Consider the following 16,160-nt stretch of genomic DNA (forward strand, 5'->3'; position numbering starts at 1 on the left):
GCGCTCACCGCGCGTCCCCGCACAGCAGGTGCACGTCACCGTCCTGCAGCAGCACGGGCCAGACGCGCAGGGCGGCGGGGTCCTTGCCCTGGGTGTCCAGGCAGGCGCCGGTGCGCAGGTCGAAGACCTGCTTGTACATCGGCGAGGCGACGGTGGGGGCCTCGCCCCGGGTGCCGACGATCCCGCGGGAGATGACGTTCGCGCCGCTGTAGGGGTCGTGGTTGTCGACCGCATGGACGGACCCGTCGGGCAGCAGGAACAGGGCGACCTGCGTGCTGCCGAGCAGCGCGGCGCGGCCGCGCTCGACCTCGAGGTCCGCCACGCGGCACACCCGCAGCCAGCTGGCCTCGGGGGCCGTGGCGGGGTCCAGGGTCTGTGCGGTCATCGCCGTACCTCCAGGGTGGTTCCTGCGATCAGGACGTCGCCGGACCGGCGCTCGTCGATGCTGGCCGGGCGCACCTGCCCGCGCTCGGGCACGTAGGCGAGGTCCGGGTCGGGGGTGGACGGGGCGTTCACGAAGGACTGGAACCGGGCGAGCTTGGCCGGGTCGGCGAGGGTCGCCGCCCATTCGTCCTGGTAGCTGTCCACGTGCTGGGCCATCAGCGCGTCGAGGTCGGCGCAGATGCCCAGGGAGTCCTCGAGGATCACCTCGCGCAGCCCGTCGATCCCGCCCTCGAGCGCCTCGAGCCACGGCGCGGTGCGCTGCAGCTTGTCGGCGGTGCGGATGTAGTACATGAAGAACCGGTCGATGGTGCGGATGAGGGTCTCGTCGTCCACGCCCTCGACCAGCAGCTCGGCGTGGCGCGGGGTCGCGCCGCCGTTGCCGCCGACGTACAGGTTCCAGCCCTGGGCGGTGGCGATGATGCCCGCGTCCTTGCCGCGGGCCTCCGCGCACTCGCGGGCGCAGCCGGAGACGCCCAGCTTGAGCTTGTGCGGGGCGCGCAGGCCACGGTAGCGCAGCTCGAGGTTCACGGCCATGCCCACGGAGTCCAGCACCCCGTAGCGGCACCAGGTGGAGCCCACGCAGGACTTCACGGTGCGCAGCGACTTGCCGTACGCCTGCCCGGACTCGAAGCCGGCGTCCACCAGGCGCCGCCAGATCTCGGGCAGCTGCTCGAGGCGGGCGCCGAACATGTCGATGCGCTGGCCGCCGGTGAGCTTGGTGTACAGCCCGTAGTCGCGGGCGATCTCGCCGATGACGATGAGGCCCTCGGGGGTGACCTCGCCGCCGGCCATGCGCGGGACGACCGAGTAGGTCCCGTCCTTCTGCATGTTGGCCATGACGTGGTCGTTGGTGTCCTGCAGGGTGGCGTTCTCGCCGTCCAGGACGTGGCCGCGCACGAGCACCGCGAGGATCGAGGCGAGCACGGGCTTGCACACGTCGCAGCCGCGGCCGCGGCCGAAGCGCTCGATGACGGAGCTGAAGGTGGTCAGCCCCGAGACCCGCACGGCGTCGAACAGCTGGGCGCGGGACATCTCGAAATGCTCACACAGGGCGGTGGAGACGCTCCGGCCCATCTTGGCGAGCTCCGCGCCCACCAGGCCCTTGATCGCGAACACGCAGGAGCCGCAGGTGGCGCCGGCCTTCGTGCAGGCCTTGATGCCGGCGACGTCGGTGCAGCCCTCCTCGTGGACGGCACCGCGGATGGTGCCGGCGGTGACGGAGGCGCAGGAGCAGACCACGGCCTCGTCCGGGAGCTCGGCCGTCGGCGCCTCGACGCCGCCGGCGGGCATGAGGTAGGCGGCGGGGTCCCCGCCGAGCGCCCCGCCGACCAGCGGCCGCAGCGCGCCGTAGGCGGAGGCGTCGCCCACGAGCATGCCGCCCAGCAGGGTCTTCGCGTCGTCGGAGAGGACGAGCTTCTTGTGCACGCCGCTGACGGGATCGGTGTAGACCACGTCGAGGGCGCCCGGGGTGGTGGCGAAGGCGTCGCCGAAGCTGGCCACGTCCACGCCGGAGAGCTTGAGCTTGGTGGACAGGTCGTAGCCGGCGAAGGTGGCGCCGCCGCCCAGGATCCGGTCCGCCGCGACCTCCGCCATGGCGTAGCCGGGGGCGACCAGGCCCACGCACATGCCCTCGAAGCTCGCGACCTCGCCGATCGCGCTGATGTCGGGGTCGCTGGTGCGGCAGCTCGGGTCGATCTCGACGCCGCCGCGGGGGGCGCAGACCAGGCCTGCGGCCCGGGCGAGCTCGTCGCGGGGACGCACGCCGACGGTGAAGACGACCAGGTCGGTCTCCAGCACCGTGTCGTCGTCGAAGACGACGCCGCGCACCTCGCCGTCGTCCCCGGCCAGCACCGAGGTGGTGCGGGTCCGGGTGCGCACGGCGATGCCGCGCTGCTCGATGAGGCGGCGCAGCACGGCGCCGGCGGGCAGGTCCAGCTGCGCGGACATGAGGCGGTCGCTGGACTGGATGACGGTGGGCTCGGCGTCCAGCCCCTGCAGCGCTCCGGCGGCCTCGAGACCCAGCAGGCCTCCGCCGATGACGACGCCGCGCACGGGCCGTCCCAGCTGGGCGGCGCGGCGCTCGACGTGCGCCTTGAGCTGCTCGACGTCGTCCAGCGTGCGGTACACGAAGCAGCCGGGGTGCTCCGCGCCCCGCACCGGCGGGCGGGCCGCGGAGGAGCCGGTGGCCAGGACAAGGTGGTCGTACCCGAGCTCGGCGCCCGATGCGGTGCGCACGGTGCGGGCGGCGCGGTCGATCTGCGCGACCGGGTCGCCGGTGACCAGGCGGATCCGCGGGTCCTCGAGCACGGCGGGATCCAGCTCGAGGTCCTCGGCGCCGGCGCCGTCGAAGAAGCGGGTCAGGCCCACGCGGTCGTAGGGGCGGCGGCTCTCCTCGCCGAGGATGGTGAGGGAGATGTCCTGCTCGGCGCGGGAGACGAGGCTGTCCGCGAAGCGGTGCGCCACCATCCCGGCGCCGACGACGACGATGCGCGCGGTCATCGGGCGGCCCCCACGAGCTCGGGCTGCTCCGGCGCGGCATCGGCGGCGGCCGCGATCGCCGGCTCCACCGGGAGGGCGGCGGGCTTCTCGGCGCGGCGGGCGTGGGCGAGGTACAGGGGCAGGCCCACCAGGACGAAGCCGCCGACCAGGTTGCCCAGGACCGTCGGGATCTCGTTCCACAGCAGGTAGTCCATGATCGTGAAGTCCGCGCCCAGCAGCAGGCCCGAGGGGAACAGGAACATGTTCACGATGGAGTGCTCGAAGCCCATGTAGAAGAACAGCATGATGGGCATCCACATGCCGACGATCTTCCCGATGACGTTGTCGGTGAGGAAGAAGGCGACCACGCCGGTGGAGACCATGGCGTTGCACAGCACGGCCCGCACGAACAGGGTGAGCATGCCGCCCGCCCCGTGCTCGGCGTAGCCGACGGTGCGCCCGTGGCCGATCTCGGAGATCGCCAGGCCCACGGCGCTGGGCTCGGAGGTGAACCCGTACGTGAAGTAGATGGCCATGGCGACGGCGACGCTGAAGGCGCCGATGAAGTTGCCCAGGAACACCAGGCCCCAGTTCCTGAGCATGCTCGTCGCGCTCACGCCGGGCTTCCGGGCCAGCCATGCCAGGGGGATGAGGGTGAACACGCCCGTGAGCAGGTCGTATCCCAGCAGGTAGAGCAGGATGAAGCCGACGGGGAACAGCAGCGCGCCCAGCAGGGGCTGGCCGGTCTGGGTGGACACCGTCACCGCGAACGCGGCGGCGAGGGTGAGGATCCCGCCGCCCATGATCGCGCGGACCAGGGTCTGCAGGGCGGTGTAGCGGACCTTCGCAGCTCCGGCGGCGGTCAGCTGGTCGACGAGGTCGACGGGCTTGACGTAGGACATGGGGGCTCCTGACGGGGTCGGAGGGGCACGGCATGTCCCGCGGGTGCACCAGCGGGAGGTCTGCAATCTATGGCGGGGCGCCGCGGATCCGAACAGTCGGGAGCCGCCGTGATCTTCCCGTGACATAGCGTCTCAGGGCCCCGAAACCTGCAGGTCGGTGCAGGGATGGGGCGCGGGACGCCGCCCCGCGGAATGCCCCGGCGCCCCGGGCCGTTACGGTGGACCAGGAGGTTCCATGAATCCTGAAGCATCCGCCGGCGCCGTGCCGTCGGCGAGCGCCGCGTCCCGCGAGCGCACCAAGCAGCTCTTCGCGAGCTTCCCCACAGGTGTCGCGGTGCTCGCGGCGCAGGACGCGCAGGGCCGCTGGGCGATGCCCATGTCGACCTTCACGGTCGGCATCTCCCTGGACCCGCCTCTGGTCAGCGCCGCGTTCACGCGGTCCTCGCGGACCTGGCCGCATCTGCGCTCGGCCGCCCGCATCGGCGTCTCCATCCTCGGCGAGGACCAGCATGCGGTGCTGCGCCGCCTGGGCGGGGCGGACCGCGCGGCCCGCTGGGAGGGGCTGGAGCCGATCGTCCTGGAGGGCTCGGCGCTGGTCCTGCCGGGTGCCGCGGCCTGGATGCTCACCTCCCTCGAGGCGGTCCATCCCGCCGGCGACCACGAGCTCGCCCTGCTGCGGGTGCTCGACCACGGCCTGCACGCCGCGCAGCGGCCGATGATCTACCACCGCTCCGGCCTGTACGGCCGCGGGGCGGACCTCGAGGGCCCCGCCTCGGGCTCTTGACCGTGCCCCGAGGGCACGGTCTGGGATCGATCCATGAGCACCTCGACGACCCGCCCCTCCCGCCCGCGCCCCGCCCTGCTGGCCCCCGTCCGCCTGATCCGTGAGCATCTGCGGGCCTTCCTCGCCCTGAACGCCATGGCCTTCGGCCTGCTGCTGCTGGGCATGCTGGCGGGCCTCCTGTTCCCGGACCTGCATGCCTCCCGCGCCGCCGGCATGGACGCATCGGGGACCACCGACCTGGTCGTCTCGCTGCTGAGCAGCATGTGGCTGTTCGCCGCGACGATCCTCGCGGTCAACGTCCTCACCGTCGCCCTGGCGACGATCGCCCTGCCCTCCCTGGTGGTCCCCTTCCTCGGGATCCCCCTGTTCGCCTATCGGGCGTTCCTGTTCGGCGTCTCGCTGGCTCCGGTGGACGCGACCGTCCGCACCATCCTGATCCCGCACTCGGTGACCCTGGTCCTCGAGCTGGAGGCATACATCCTGGTCACGCTCGGGACGTACCTGCTGGGCCGGGCGTGGCTGCGGCCGGCGAGCGTCGGGGAGAGCAGCCGGCGCCGGGGATACGTCCACGGGCTGCGTCAGCTGGGCGTGCTGTGGCTGCCGGCGCTCGCGCTGTTCGTGCTCGGCGCCGTCTACGAGGCCTTCTCGATCACGCGGATCATGCCGATCATGCTCGGAGGCTGAGCTCATGGCCTGGAGCACCCGGCAGCTCGCGCAGCTCGCGGGCACGACCGTGAAGACCATCCGCCACTACCACGAGCAGGGCCTGCTCCCGCTGCCGCGGCGGCGCTCCAACGGCTACAAGCAGTACGGGGCGACGCACCTGGTGCGCCTGCTGCGGATCCGCCGGCTGCGGGAGCTCGGCATGTCCCTGCCGCAGATCGCCGCCCTGGACGCCGGCACCGAGGATGCCGCGGGCACCGTCCGGGCGCTGGACGCCGAGCTGGAGCGGACCATCGAGCACCTCACGCGGCTGCGGGCGGAGCTCGGGGAGGTGCTGCGGCACGGCTCGCCCCTGGACGTGCCGCCGCTGTTCGCGGACGATGCGGCCGGGCTCAGCGACCGGCAGCGCAGCCTCCTCGCCGTCTACCAGGAGTTCTTCCGCGAGGAGGACATGATCGCGCTGCGCGACATCGTCGCCCGCGCCTCCCCGGCCGATGCCGAGCTCGAGACGCTGCCCGAGGACGCCTCCGAGGCGGAGATCGACGCCCTCGCCCGCCGCCTGGCGCCGGAGGTGCGGGCGCAGCGCCTGCGCCACCCGTGGACCGCGGACCCCGCGGGCCGCTCCCCGCGCGGTCGCGCGGCCGCCACCACCGCTCTCGCCCACGCCGTCGGCGAGCTCTACCATCCCGGCCAGATCCGGGTGCTGCAGCGCGTGGAGGAGCTGCTCGGCCAGGACGCGATCCCGCCCGTCGAAGCTCCCCCGCGCGATGCTCCTGCGCCATGACCGCGGTGCGGGATCACCGGGCCGCGGCCGATGGGGAGCCCGTTCCGCCCTCGCACCGCTGGCCGTGCTGGCCCTCGCGGGCGGCGAGACCATCGACGTCACGGTCACGGTGACCGGCGTCGACGGCACGGACGTCCAGTTCGACATCCAGGTCGCCGACGCCGTGAACTGATCCGCGACAATGGCAGCATGGATGCCCCGGCCGCACCAGGCCCCGCCCCCGCCCGCGCCGGGACCGCCCGGGAGGTGCTGCTGGTCTTCGGCCGGCTGGGCCTGACCTCCTTCGGCGGCCCCGTCGCCCACCTCGGCTACTTCCACGAGGCCTTCGTGGTGCGCCGCCGATGGCTCTCCGAGGCGCAGTACGCCGACCTCGTGGCGCTGTGCCAGTTCCTGCCCGGCCCCGCCTCCAGCCAGGTCGGCATGGCGATCGGCCTCCAGCGCGCGGGACTGCGCGGGCTGTTGGCGGCCTGGGCGGCGTTCACCCTGCCCTCCGCCGTGCTGATGGTGGCGGTCGCCGCCGGGGTCGGCGCGCTCGGCGTCGACGCCGGCGCGGGCTGGCTGCTGGGGCTGAAGGCCGCCGCGGCCGCGGTGGTCGCCCATGCCGTGATCACCATGGCCCGCAGCCTCGCGCCCGATGCGCCCCGCGCGAGCATCGCCGCCCTCGCGATGATCCTCGTGCTGCTGGTCCCCGGGCCGTTCGTGCAGGTCGCCGCGATCGTGGCGGCGGGGCTGGTGGGCGCGGCCCTGCTCGGGCGCGAGGACGCGGAACCGGGCGATGCGAAGCCGGGGGCAGCGGCAGGGTCGAGCCCGGCGCCGCCGGGCTCGCGGCGGCTGGCCCTCGGAGCCCTGGTGGCCTTCGCGGTGCTGATCCTCGGCCTCCCGCTGCTGGCCGCGGCGACCGGGGACCCGTCCCTGCGCCTGGCGGACGTGATGTACCGCGCCGGCGCCCTCGTGTTCGGCGGCGGGCACGTCGTGCTGCCGCTGCTGGAGACCGGCACGGTGCAGACCGGCATGGTGGACGCGCAGACCTTCCTCGCCGGCTACGGGGCGGCGCAGGCCGTGCCGGGCCCGCTGTTCACGCTCTCCGCCTTCCTGGGGTTCTCGGCCGGCGGCGGGGCCGGCGGCCTGGTGGGCGCGGCGATCGCGCTGGGGGCGATGTTCCTGCCGGGGGCGCTGCTGGTCATCGGCGCCCTGCCGTTCTGGGAGCGGCTGCGCAGCGCCCCGCGAGCCCGCCGCGCCCTGCGGGGCACGAATGCGGCGGTGGTGGGGATCCTCGCCGCCGCGCTCTACGACCCGGTGCTCACCCAGGGCGCGGCGAGCCCGGCGACGCTCGGTCTCGCGGTCGCCGCCCTGGTGGCGCTGATGTTCTGGCGCATGCCCGCGTGGGCCGTGGTGCTCGCGGCGGGGGCCGTCGGCGCGATCGCCCTGTAGGGCCGGCCCTCCGCCTCCGCCGCCGCCGGGTCGTGGAGGTCGCCCTGACCATTGACAGGGTGTGGTCGCCGCCACAGGCTGGGGGCATGACACGTGTGAAGACCTGGCTCTGGTTCGACGGCGGGGTGGACGAGGCGGCCGAGTTCTACGTCTCCCTCATCCCCGGCTCCCGCATCGTCTCGACGATGCCCTACACCCCGGTCGAGGACAGCCCGGGCGGCGCCCCGCCCGAGGGGCAGTCCCTGGCCGTCGAGATCGAGCTCGCCGGCGTGCCGTACGCCCTGCTCAACGGCGGACCGCACTTCCCGCAGAGCGAAGCCGTCTCGATCGAGGTCGCCGTGGACTCGCAGGAGGAGATCGACCGGCTGTGGGACGCGATCGTCGGCGGCGGGGGCCAGGAGTCCCAGTGCGGCTGGTGCAAGGATCGGTGGGGCGTCTCCTGGCAGATCACCCCGCAGCGCCTCTACGAGCTGCTCGAGGGACCCCACGCCGCCGCCGTCACCGCGGAGATGTTCACCCAGCGCAAGCTCGACATCGCCCGGCTCGAAGCCGCGGCGGGCGTCTGAGCGCGGCGATGGGCAAGGTCACCTGGGGGTTCACCAGCTCCCTCGACGGCTTCATCGCAGGACCCGGGCACGACATGAGCTGGCTGTCCGCCGCCGAGGAGCTCGACGAGCAGACCGTCCAGGAGATGGCCGATGCGGTGGGCGTGATCATCTCGGGCCGGGACGGCTACGACGCCGCGCGGGCCCAGGCCGACGAGAGGGACGAGCTGACCGCCGAGGCCTACGGCGGCCGATGGGACGGCACCGAGATCATCCTGACGCACCGTCCGCAGGAGATCGCCGACGACCCCGCGATCATGCCCCTGGACTGCCACATCACCGAGGCCGTGCGCCGCGCCCGGGAGATCGCCGGGGACAAGGACGTCCAGATCATCAGCGCCCAGATCGCCCGGCAGGCCCTCGAGCACGATCTGATCGACGAGATGCAGGTGTTCGTCGCCCCCGTGATGCTGGGCGACGGCATCCGGATCTACGAGGTCGCCGGCGGCCGCCGCGTGGACTGGGAGCTGGTGAGGACCTTCGATCGCAGCCCTCGGTCGTTCGGCCGGGTCTATCGGCCCCGACGGGCCTGACCCGCCGCACCGGCACGGCGGGACCCGCCCGCGAGAGGAGAGCCCGACGGAGGAGAGCAGGATGCGCGACCTGGACTTCTCGGCCCTGGGCCGCGGCAGCGGGGCCCGGGCCCGGCTGCGCGTGCTGGCCGAGAGCCCGCTGCTGCTCATGGGGACCACGGTCGTCGTGCTCCTGGTGCTGGTCCCGGCCATCGTGCTGGTCGTGGTCCTCGCATCGGGCGCTCCGCTCGACGGCGGGATGCTGGCCTTCCTCGGGATGCTCCTCCTGGGCGGGATCCTCGGGCTCGTCGACGTCCGGCGGCGGACCACGACGTCGGGAGGGGTCGAGGCCTTCGCCGAGGCCAACGGTCTCGACCTGATCCGCGAGTCCCCCGCCCGGGACTACGGGGCCCACCGGTTCCGCACCGGGAGCCGCATCGTCCGGGAGTCGGTGCGCACCCGCGAGGCACGGCTGCGCGAGATCGGGGACGCCTGGCCGATGACCCTCCCGGAGGTGGGGATCAGCGCCGCGACCGGCGTCCGCGTCGGCGGGCCGCGCACGGCCGAGGTCTTCCTGCGCGCCCGCCTCAGCGCCCCGGTGCGCGCTCCGCTCGTCCACGACGGCCGGGAGGCCGTGACCTCCGACGGGCAGGAGGACCGCGCCGCTGGGTCCACGCCCTTCGTCAGCCCCGAGATGGACCGCGACCTGCGGGCCTTCGCCGGCCCCTACACCCTGGAGATCTCCGGGCAGGAGCTGGTCCTGTGCGGGAGCAGACCCCTGGACGCCTCCCGCGCGGAGCGCGTCCAGGAGGCCGCGGTCCTCGTCGAGGCCCTCGCCTCCCGGACCGAGGCGCTGCTGGTGGACGACGCGGCGGGCGGGCCCCACGCCCCCGTTGCCTGGGCGGCCGCGACCGGGCCGCACCACCCCGCCCCGCCGCGGCGGGGCGGGCGCCGCCCCGTGGTGGTCGTCCTGGCGGTGCTGGTCCTGCTGGTGGTCGTCCCCGTCGCCCTGGCCGTGGTCATGTCCTCGATCGACCATGTCCTCCTGGGCCGGGAGGTGCTGGCGAAGGCGGTCGTCGGGGTCGCCGTCGTGCTCATCCTCGGCATCGTGGCGGCGGTCGCCCGATGGATGACGGCCGGCCGCGGCGCCCCGCGGCGCTGAACGGTCTCACCAGGCGCCTCAGGGGGCGACCAGGACGGAGCCGAGGGTGCGGCGGGTCTCGACCCGCCGGTGCGCGGCAGCGATCTCCTCCAACGGCAGCTCGCGGTCGATCACGGCGCGCAGCCGGCCGGCCTCCAGCAGCTCGAGCAGGTGGGTCATGTCCGCGGCGCGCACCGGGGTGACCCCGGTGATGACGCGGCCCCGGCCCGGGAGCATCTGCAGGAGATCGCCGCTGACCAGCGCCAGGCCGCCGCCCTCGGCGAGCAGGGTGCGCCCGGCGGGGAGGGTGAGGGTGCCGGTCGTGTCGACCACGGCGTCGAACTGCGGGCCCTGCGTGCCCAGCGCCGCGGGATCGACCACCCGCTCCGCCCCGAGCTCCCGCAGGAGCTCGACGGCGTGCGCTCCTGCCGCGGCGGTGACCACCGCTCCGTGCAGCGCCGCCAGCTGCACCGCCGCTGTGCCGACGACCCCCGAGGCCCCCATCACCAGGACGCGCGTCCCCTCCCGCACCTGCAGGCGGTCCCGCAGGAACCACAGCGCGGTGGTGCCCCCGAACATCAGCGCCGCGGCCTCGCGGATGCCCGCCCCCTCCGGCAGCCGCGCGACGCGCCCGAGGGGCGCCACGCAGAGCTCGGCGTGCGCTCCCGCGAGGGACTCGGCCATCGCGGCCACCCGATCCCCCGGGCCGAGCTCCCGCACGCCCTCGCCGACCGCCTCGACCGTCCCGGCCAGCACGGTGCCCGGGATGCGCCGCCGCGGCCCCCGCACCCCCAGCGCCAGCCGCCCCAGCATCCCCATCCCCGCTGGGAACCGGGCCGCCCGCATCCGCGCATCACCGCTGGTCACCGCCGCTCTCTCCACGCGGATCAGGACCTGCCCCGGCCTCGGCCGCGGGACGGGCACGTCCTGGACGCCCACCACCTCCGGCGGGCCGTACCTCTCGACCACCGCTGCGCGCATCGCATTCCCCTTACGGTTGTAAGCCTGGACGGGGCGAGCGTATCCCTTACACTCGTAAGCCCGCAAGAGCCGATCCGAGGAGGATCCATGCCCCGGCGTCCCGCCCTGGACCGCGCCCGGATCGTGGCGGCCGCCGTGCAGGTCGCCGACCGCGACGGCCTCGCCGCGCTCAGCATGCGCAGCCTCGGCCGGGAGCTCGGCGTCGAGGCCATGTCCCTGTACCACCACCTCCGCGGCAAGGACGAGCTGCTGGACCTCCTGGCCGACTGGCCCTTCAGCCGCATCACGCTGCCGGAGGCCGGCGCCCCGTGGCGCGAGGCGATGCGCGCTCGAGCCGCATCCGCCCGGGAGGTCCTCACCGCCCATCCCTGGGCGCTGGGCCTGGTCGAGTCACGACCCGTCCCGGGCCCGGCCATGCTGCGACACCACGAGTCCGTGCTCGCCTGCCTGCGCGGCCACGGATTCTCCGTGCGCGAAGCCCTGCACGCCTTCAGCACGATCGACGCCTACATCTACGGCTTCGTGCTCACCGAGCGCACCCTCCCGGACCCGGCCGTCGCGGCATCAACCGGCCTGCCGACGGCCGAGGACGTCGGGATCGACCCGCAGAGCCATCCCCATCTCGCCGAGACCTTCGCCGAGGTGCTGGGGCGCGAGGGCTTCACCCCCGCGCAGAGTTTCGGGAGCGGGCTGGCGATGATCCTCGACGGCCTCGCCCAGCGCCTGGATCCCCCGGGACGATAGACCCCCGGGCCGGGGCCCGGCAGACTGGTCGCATGAGAACTCTGCGACGGATCGCCGCCGCCGGCACCTTGGCCCTGGGACTCGCCGTCACGGGCGGCGCCTGCACGGGGCTGCTCCCCGGCGCGGGCGACGATCCGCTCTCCCGCGCCCTGGCCGTCACCCCCGCCGGCCACGGGGCGGAGACGGAGCTGTACGTCTCCGACATCGCCGCGGCCCGTGCGCTGGGCGTCTTCGAGGACGCCGAGTCGCCGTTCGGCGCACTCGGCACCGCGGGCCTGGGCCCGTTCCGCGAGTACGCCCTCGCGGCCCCCGAGCAGGTCCCCTCCCCGGAGGCCGAGGAGGCGCTCGCAATTAGCGTCGGCCAGCCGCCCCGGGCCTCGTTCCGCTTCAGCGGGATGGATCCGGAGGCGCTGGACCGCCTGTTCGCACACCATGACGCGGGGCGCGAGGACCTGGCAGAGGGCGAGCTGCTCGTGCGCCGCGGCCCCGGCGAGCTGGACATCGCCGACCCCCTGGGCACCCCCGCCGCCCTGGGCTACTACAACGCCGTCTGGTACACCGACGACGTCCTCGCCGGCAGCCCCGACGAGGCGATCACCCGGGCCTGGGGCGACCCGGAGACCACGCTCGCCGAGGCGGGGACGTACGAGGACCTCGCCGGCTGCCTGGGCGAGGACGTGGTCGGCGCCTACCTCTCGCGCGAGGGCGCCAGCATCGACCCCCTGCCCGGCGGGGTGGCGGGCCTGGCCACCGCCACCACCGGCACCAGCGCCGAGGACTGGCAGGACGTGCTGTGCCTGGAGCTGCCCGACGAGGCCTCCGCCCAGGACCTCGCCGACGTCATCGAGGCCGCCGTCTCCGACGGCGCGGACCCGATCACCGCCCGGCCCTGGTCGGAGATCCTCGGGGACGCGGACGTCGAGGTCGTCGGCTCGCAGGTGCGGGTGACCTCGCAGGCCCGCGGCGGCATCTTCCTCGCGGTGATCAGCCAGCAGGCCCTGCCCGGCCTGCTCACCGGGCAGCCCTGACCGCGCTGCGGCGGGACTGCTCGGACGGGGAGCGACGCGTCAGACGAGGAGCGACTCGAGGCGTCGCAGCGTGGACTCCTGGGCCTCGAGCTCGACGAGCCTCTCGCGGACCGCGCGTCGGTGCTCGCTCAGGTACTCCTGGACGCAGGCGCCGAGCGTCGCCCCAGCGTCGTGGAAGCAGGGGAGCATCTTCTCGATGATCGCGAGCGGCAGCCCGGCCTCGAGGAGCAGGCGGATCCGCCGCACCGTCTCGACGTCCTCCGGACGGAAGCGCCGCCGGCCCGTGGCGGTGCGATCCGCCGCGAGCACGCCGCGGGCCTCGTAGTGGCGCAGCGATCGCACGCTCGCGCCGGTCAGACGGGACAGCTCGCCGATCCCCAGGGTGCGCTCGCTCACCATGATCGTCACTCCCCCTTGAAGGTGCCTCTGGTGTCAGGTCCTAGCGTCGCCGGCATGACGACGACACATCGCACAACACCGAGCACCTCCGATGCATTCCTCCTCGGCGGGGAGCTGCCCGTGCGCAGGATCGGCCTGGGCACCATGCGCCTGACCGACGGCACCGGCGACGGCACCCACGCCGGCGCCCGGATCTGGAGCGCCCCGGCGGATCCCCGCTCGGCGATCGACCTGCTCCGACGCGCCGTCGATCTCGGCGTGAACCTCCTGGACACCGCCGATTCCTACGCCCTCGGTCAGAACGAGGAGCTCATCGCCGAGGCCCTGCACCCGTACCCCGAGGACCTGGTCATCGCCACCAAGGTCGGGAACCTGCGCCCGCGGGCCGAGGAATGGGTTCCGCTGGGGAACCCCGCCTACCTCCGGCAGCAGACGGAGCTCAGCCTGCGCCGGCTGCGCCGGGAGCGGATCGATCTGATGCAGCTGCACCGTCTGGATCCGGACTATCCCGTGGCCGAGCAGGTGGGAGCGCTCGCGGAGCTCGTGGCGGAGGGAAAGATCGGCCACATCGGCCTGTCCGAGGTGACGGTGGCGCAGCTCGAGGAGGCGCGCCGCACGGCGCCGATCGCGGCCGTGCAGAACCGCTACAACCTCGTCGACCGCGACCACGACCCGGTGATCGACGCCGCCGCCCGCACCGGCTCCGCCTTCCTGCCGTTCTTCCCCCTGGCCACCGGGGATCTGGCCCGGCCCGGCGGCGCCGTCCACCAGGTCGCCGCGGAGCTCGGAGCCGCTCCGGGCCAGATCGCGATCGCCTGGCTGCTGCAGCGTTCGCCGAACGTGCTGCCGATCCCCGGCACCACCTCGCGGGCGCATCTGGAGGAGAACCTCCGCTCCGACGCGCTGCGTCTGGACACCGGGCAGATCTGCCGGATCGAGGAGGCCGCGACGGCCGCCTGAACCAGGATCCGTCGACGGGCAGACTTCCGGGACCCGGTGCGCGAGAGGGGCGGACACGAACGGCGGTCTGAGGGCCTCGGACCAGGCGATTGCCCGGTCCGAGGACCTCAGACCGCCGTCCGTGCGCGCGGCCCGCCTGTGTGCCCCCGGGCCGGGGTCTGCCATGCTGGCCCCGTGACCTCCGAGGCCTCCGCCGCCCCTCCGGATCCCGCCCGCCCGGCCCCGACGACGCCGCCGTTGAGCGCCCGCACCGTGCTGCCCGCCATGGGGGTCGCGCTCTCCGCGTTCCTGCTGTTCGGGCTGATGCTGCCCGGCTGGGGGCACGCCCTGCTGCTGCTGAGCCTCGGCGCGGCGTGGTGGTCCTCCCGCGAGCTCGCGACGGACCTGGGGCTGATCGGCCTCGGCATCGCGATCGTGTCGCTGACCTCGGTGGAGGCCGATGTCAGCTGGGACCGGTTCTTCACCATCGGCACCGTGCTGATCCTCGCCGCACTGGTGCCCTCGCTGATCGACCGCCTGCTGCTGCACCGCCGCGCCATCGCCTTCCCCTGGCGCACGGGCCGGCCCTGGACCCGCTGGGAGAAGGTGTACCTGGTGGCGGTGCCGCTGCTGGGCTGGCTGATCCTGCCGTACTACTTCATCACCTCCGGCGCCTACCTCAACTGGCCGCACATCACGGACGGGAGCGAGCTGGCCCGCTTCTTCGTGGCGGTGAACTTCGTGGGCACCTGGGACGAGCTGTTCTTCATCTGCACCTGCTTCGCGCTGCTGCGCCGGCACTTCCCGGTGTGGCTGGCGAACCTGCTGCAGGCGACCATCTTCGTGTCCTTCCTGTGGGAGCTGGGCTACCGCGAATGGGGCCCGCTGCTCACCGCCCCCTTCGCCCTGCTGCAGGGCTGGATCTTCACCCGCACCGGCTCGCTGACTTACGTGCTGATCGTGCACCTGCTGTTCGACGTGATGGTCTTCCTGGCCATCGTCCACGCGCACAACCCCGGGGTGATGGGCTTCTTCCTGGTCGGGTGAGGCCCTGGCCGATCGTCCCGCACGGGCGCATGATGGGAGTGCATCCGAGTTCGCCGCAGAACCTTCAGGAGGCCGGGATGAGCCAGCAGATCGACCGCATCGTGATCATCGGCGACGGGCTCGCCGGGACGAACGCCGCACAGTCGCTGCGGGAGAGGGGCTTCGCCGGGAGCATCGTCCTGCTGGGCGCGGAGGAGCACCTCCCCTACGAGCGGCCGCCGCTGTCCAAGGCGGTGCTGCTGGGCGAGGCGGAGCCGGACTCCGCCCGCCTGCACCCGCGGGACTGGTACGCCGAGCAGGGCATCGACCTGCGCACCGGCGTGCGCGCCGAGGTCATCGACCGCGCGGCGAAGGAGGTGCTCCTGCGCGGCGGCGAGCGCCTGGCCTACGACCGCCTGCTGCTGGCCCCCGGCGCGCAGCCCCGCCGCCTGCCGCATCTCGAGGTTCCGGGGGCCGATGTGCGCCGCCTGCGCACGATCGACGACTCCGCCGCCCTGAAGGACCGGCTCGCCGGCCGGCTGCTGATCATCGGCGGCGGCTGGATCGGCCTCGAGGTCGCCGCGGCGGCCCGCCGCGCCGGAGGCAGGGTCACCCTCGCGGTGCGCGGGGCGCTGCCGCTGGCGGGCGTGCTCGGCGACGAGGTCGCCCAGGTGTTCGCCGACCTGCACCGCGAGCACGACGTGGACCTGCGCACCGGGACCACCGTGGAGGAGGTGCGGCACGTGGAGGACAGGACGCGGGCACGGCTGTCCGACGGCGAGGAGCTCGAGGTCGACACCATCCTCGTCGGCATCGGCGCCGCGCCCGATGTCGAGCCTGCCGCCGCCGCGGGCCTGGCCGGCCCGGACGGGATCGCGGTCGATGCGGCCCTGCGCACGGCGGATGCGGACATCTGCGCGGCGGGCGATGCGGCCCTGCACGAGCATCCGCAGCTGGGCCGGATCCGCGTGGACCACTGGGATGCGGCCATCGAGCAGGGCAGGCACGCGGCCGGCACGCTGCTGGGCGGGCAGGAGCCGTATGCGCGCCTGCCCTACTTCTTCACCGACCAGTACGACCTGGGGATGGAGTACGTGGGGCACGTCGGCGCGAAAGGCTTCGACCGCGTGCACCTGGTGGGCGATGTGCCCGGGCGCGTGTTCCGGGCCTACTGGGTCCGCGGGGAGTCCGTGGTCGCCGGGATGCACGTGAACGACTGGGACGCCATCGACGAGGTGAGGCGCCTGGTGGGCGGCAGCGTCGCCGGGCTGCCGGCGCGCTGACGGGCGCAGCGCCCCG

At 73.9% G+C, this 16,160-nt stretch carries 18 protein-coding genes; 13 read left to right on the forward strand and 5 right to left on the reverse strand.

Translation table 11 applies throughout. The annotated features are described in order from the left end of the window. Positions 1 to 4: 4 nt before the first annotated feature. From nirD to ABD234_RS10480, 3 genes are read right to left on the reverse strand one after another with little or no spacing between them, the layout of a single operon-like run. Positions 5 to 385 (reverse strand): nitrite reductase small subunit NirD, encoded by a 381-nt coding sequence (gene nirD / locus ABD234_RS10470; RefSeq protein WP_038373758.1) that lies wholly within the window; start codon positions 383 to 385, stop codon positions 5 to 7. After that, the gene (gene nirB / locus ABD234_RS10475) at positions 382 to 2,943 is read right to left on the reverse strand and encodes a nitrite reductase large subunit NirB (protein WP_344355921.1); all 2,562 of its coding nucleotides are present in this window, start codon (positions 2,941 to 2,943) and stop codon (positions 382 to 384) included. Before nirB ends, nirD begins: the two co-directional genes overlap by 4 nt. Then, the gene (locus ABD234_RS10480; protein WP_344355923.1) at positions 2,940 to 3,824 is read right to left on the reverse strand and encodes a formate/nitrite transporter family protein; all 885 of its coding nucleotides are present in this window, start codon (positions 3,822 to 3,824) and stop codon (positions 2,940 to 2,942) included. The genes nirB and ABD234_RS10480 overlap by 4 nt, the downstream gene beginning before the upstream one ends. A gap of 235 nt (positions 3,825 to 4,059) precedes the next feature. Here ABD234_RS10480 and ABD234_RS10485 point away from each other — a divergent pair, with 235 nt between their 5' ends. From ABD234_RS10485 to ABD234_RS10520, 8 genes are all read left to right on the forward strand, one after another. Then, positions 4,060 to 4,608: a flavin reductase family protein gene (locus tag ABD234_RS10485; protein ID WP_344355925.1), complete on the forward strand. Its 549-nt coding sequence runs from the start codon at positions 4,060 to 4,062 to the stop codon at positions 4,606 to 4,608. Between the two features lie 33 nt (positions 4,609 to 4,641). After that, positions 4,642 to 5,292 carry a hypothetical protein gene (locus ABD234_RS10490; protein WP_344355927.1) on the forward strand — a complete coding sequence of 217 codons (651 nt, stop codon included), beginning with the start codon at positions 4,642 to 4,644 and terminating at the stop codon, positions 5,290 to 5,292. Between the two features lie 4 nt (positions 5,293 to 5,296). Next, positions 5,297 to 6,055 (forward strand): MerR family transcriptional regulator, encoded by a 759-nt coding sequence (locus ABD234_RS10495; protein WP_344355929.1) that lies wholly within the window; start codon positions 5,297 to 5,299, stop codon positions 6,053 to 6,055. Beyond that, on the forward strand, positions 6,039 to 6,227 hold the full coding sequence (locus ABD234_RS10500) for a VCBS domain-containing protein (protein WP_344355931.1): 189 nt from the start codon (positions 6,039 to 6,041) through the stop codon (positions 6,225 to 6,227). Before ABD234_RS10495 ends, ABD234_RS10500 begins: the two co-directional genes overlap by 17 nt. A gap of 17 nt (positions 6,228 to 6,244) precedes the next feature. After that, on the forward strand, positions 6,245 to 7,486 hold the full coding sequence (chrA, locus tag ABD234_RS10505; RefSeq protein ID WP_344355933.1) for a chromate efflux transporter: 1,242 nt from the start codon (positions 6,245 to 6,247) through the stop codon (positions 7,484 to 7,486). An 86-nt stretch (positions 7,487 to 7,572) separates the two neighbouring features. Beyond that, positions 7,573 to 8,052, forward strand: a complete 480-nt coding sequence (locus ABD234_RS10510; protein ID WP_038373764.1) for a VOC family protein — start codon at positions 7,573 to 7,575, stop codon at positions 8,050 to 8,052. Between the two features lie 8 nt (positions 8,053 to 8,060). Continuing rightward, positions 8,061 to 8,624, forward strand: a complete 564-nt coding sequence (locus ABD234_RS10515) for a dihydrofolate reductase family protein (protein ID WP_344355936.1) — start codon at positions 8,061 to 8,063, stop codon at positions 8,622 to 8,624. 61 nt (positions 8,625 to 8,685) lie between these two features. After that, positions 8,686 to 9,765 carry a hypothetical protein gene (locus tag ABD234_RS10520; protein ID WP_344355938.1) on the forward strand — a complete coding sequence of 360 codons (1,080 nt, stop codon included), beginning with the start codon at positions 8,686 to 8,688 and terminating at the stop codon, positions 9,763 to 9,765. 18 nt (positions 9,766 to 9,783) lie between these two features. Here the strand turns inward: ABD234_RS10520 and ABD234_RS10525 are convergent, their stop codons facing one another. Then, on the reverse strand, positions 9,784 to 10,725 hold the full coding sequence (locus ABD234_RS10525; protein WP_344355940.1) for an NAD(P)-dependent alcohol dehydrogenase: 942 nt from the start codon (positions 10,723 to 10,725) through the stop codon (positions 9,784 to 9,786). 87 nt (positions 10,726 to 10,812) lie between these two features. On the opposite strand from ABD234_RS10525, the gene ABD234_RS10530 reads away from it, so the two are divergent. Then, positions 10,813 to 11,469 carry a TetR/AcrR family transcriptional regulator gene (locus ABD234_RS10530; protein WP_344355942.1) on the forward strand — a complete coding sequence of 219 codons (657 nt, stop codon included), beginning with the start codon at positions 10,813 to 10,815 and terminating at the stop codon, positions 11,467 to 11,469. Positions 11,470 to 11,501: 32 nt separating this feature from the next. Next, positions 11,502 to 12,497, forward strand: a complete 996-nt coding sequence (locus tag ABD234_RS10535; protein ID WP_344355944.1) for a hypothetical protein — start codon at positions 11,502 to 11,504, stop codon at positions 12,495 to 12,497. 39 nt (positions 12,498 to 12,536) lie between these two features. Here the strand turns inward: ABD234_RS10535 and ABD234_RS10540 are convergent, their stop codons facing one another. Next, positions 12,537 to 12,893: a MerR family transcriptional regulator gene (locus ABD234_RS10540; protein WP_344355946.1), complete on the reverse strand. Its 357-nt coding sequence runs from the start codon at positions 12,891 to 12,893 to the stop codon at positions 12,537 to 12,539. A 57-nt stretch (positions 12,894 to 12,950) separates the two neighbouring features. Here ABD234_RS10540 and ABD234_RS10545 point away from each other — a divergent pair, with 57 nt between their 5' ends. The 3 genes from ABD234_RS10545 (at position 12,951) to ABD234_RS10555 (ending at position 16,144) form a co-directional block, all read left to right on the forward strand. After that, on the forward strand, positions 12,951 to 13,856 hold the full coding sequence (locus ABD234_RS10545; RefSeq protein ID WP_344355948.1) for an aldo/keto reductase: 906 nt from the start codon (positions 12,951 to 12,953) through the stop codon (positions 13,854 to 13,856). A 174-nt stretch (positions 13,857 to 14,030) separates the two neighbouring features. Next, on the forward strand, positions 14,031 to 14,882 hold the full coding sequence (locus ABD234_RS10550) for a CPBP family intramembrane glutamic endopeptidase (protein ID WP_038373769.1): 852 nt from the start codon (positions 14,031 to 14,033) through the stop codon (positions 14,880 to 14,882). Positions 14,883 to 14,959: 77 nt separating this feature from the next. Further along, positions 14,960 to 16,144 (forward strand): NAD(P)/FAD-dependent oxidoreductase, encoded by a 1,185-nt coding sequence (locus ABD234_RS10555; protein WP_344355951.1) that lies wholly within the window; start codon positions 14,960 to 14,962, stop codon positions 16,142 to 16,144. The last annotated feature ends 16 nt before the right edge of the window (positions 16,145 to 16,160 follow it).

It is taken from the genome of Brachybacterium phenoliresistens, from assembly GCF_039530785.1.
Classification (GTDB): Bacteria; Actinomycetota; Actinomycetes; order Actinomycetales; family Dermabacteraceae; genus Brachybacterium; species Brachybacterium phenoliresistens.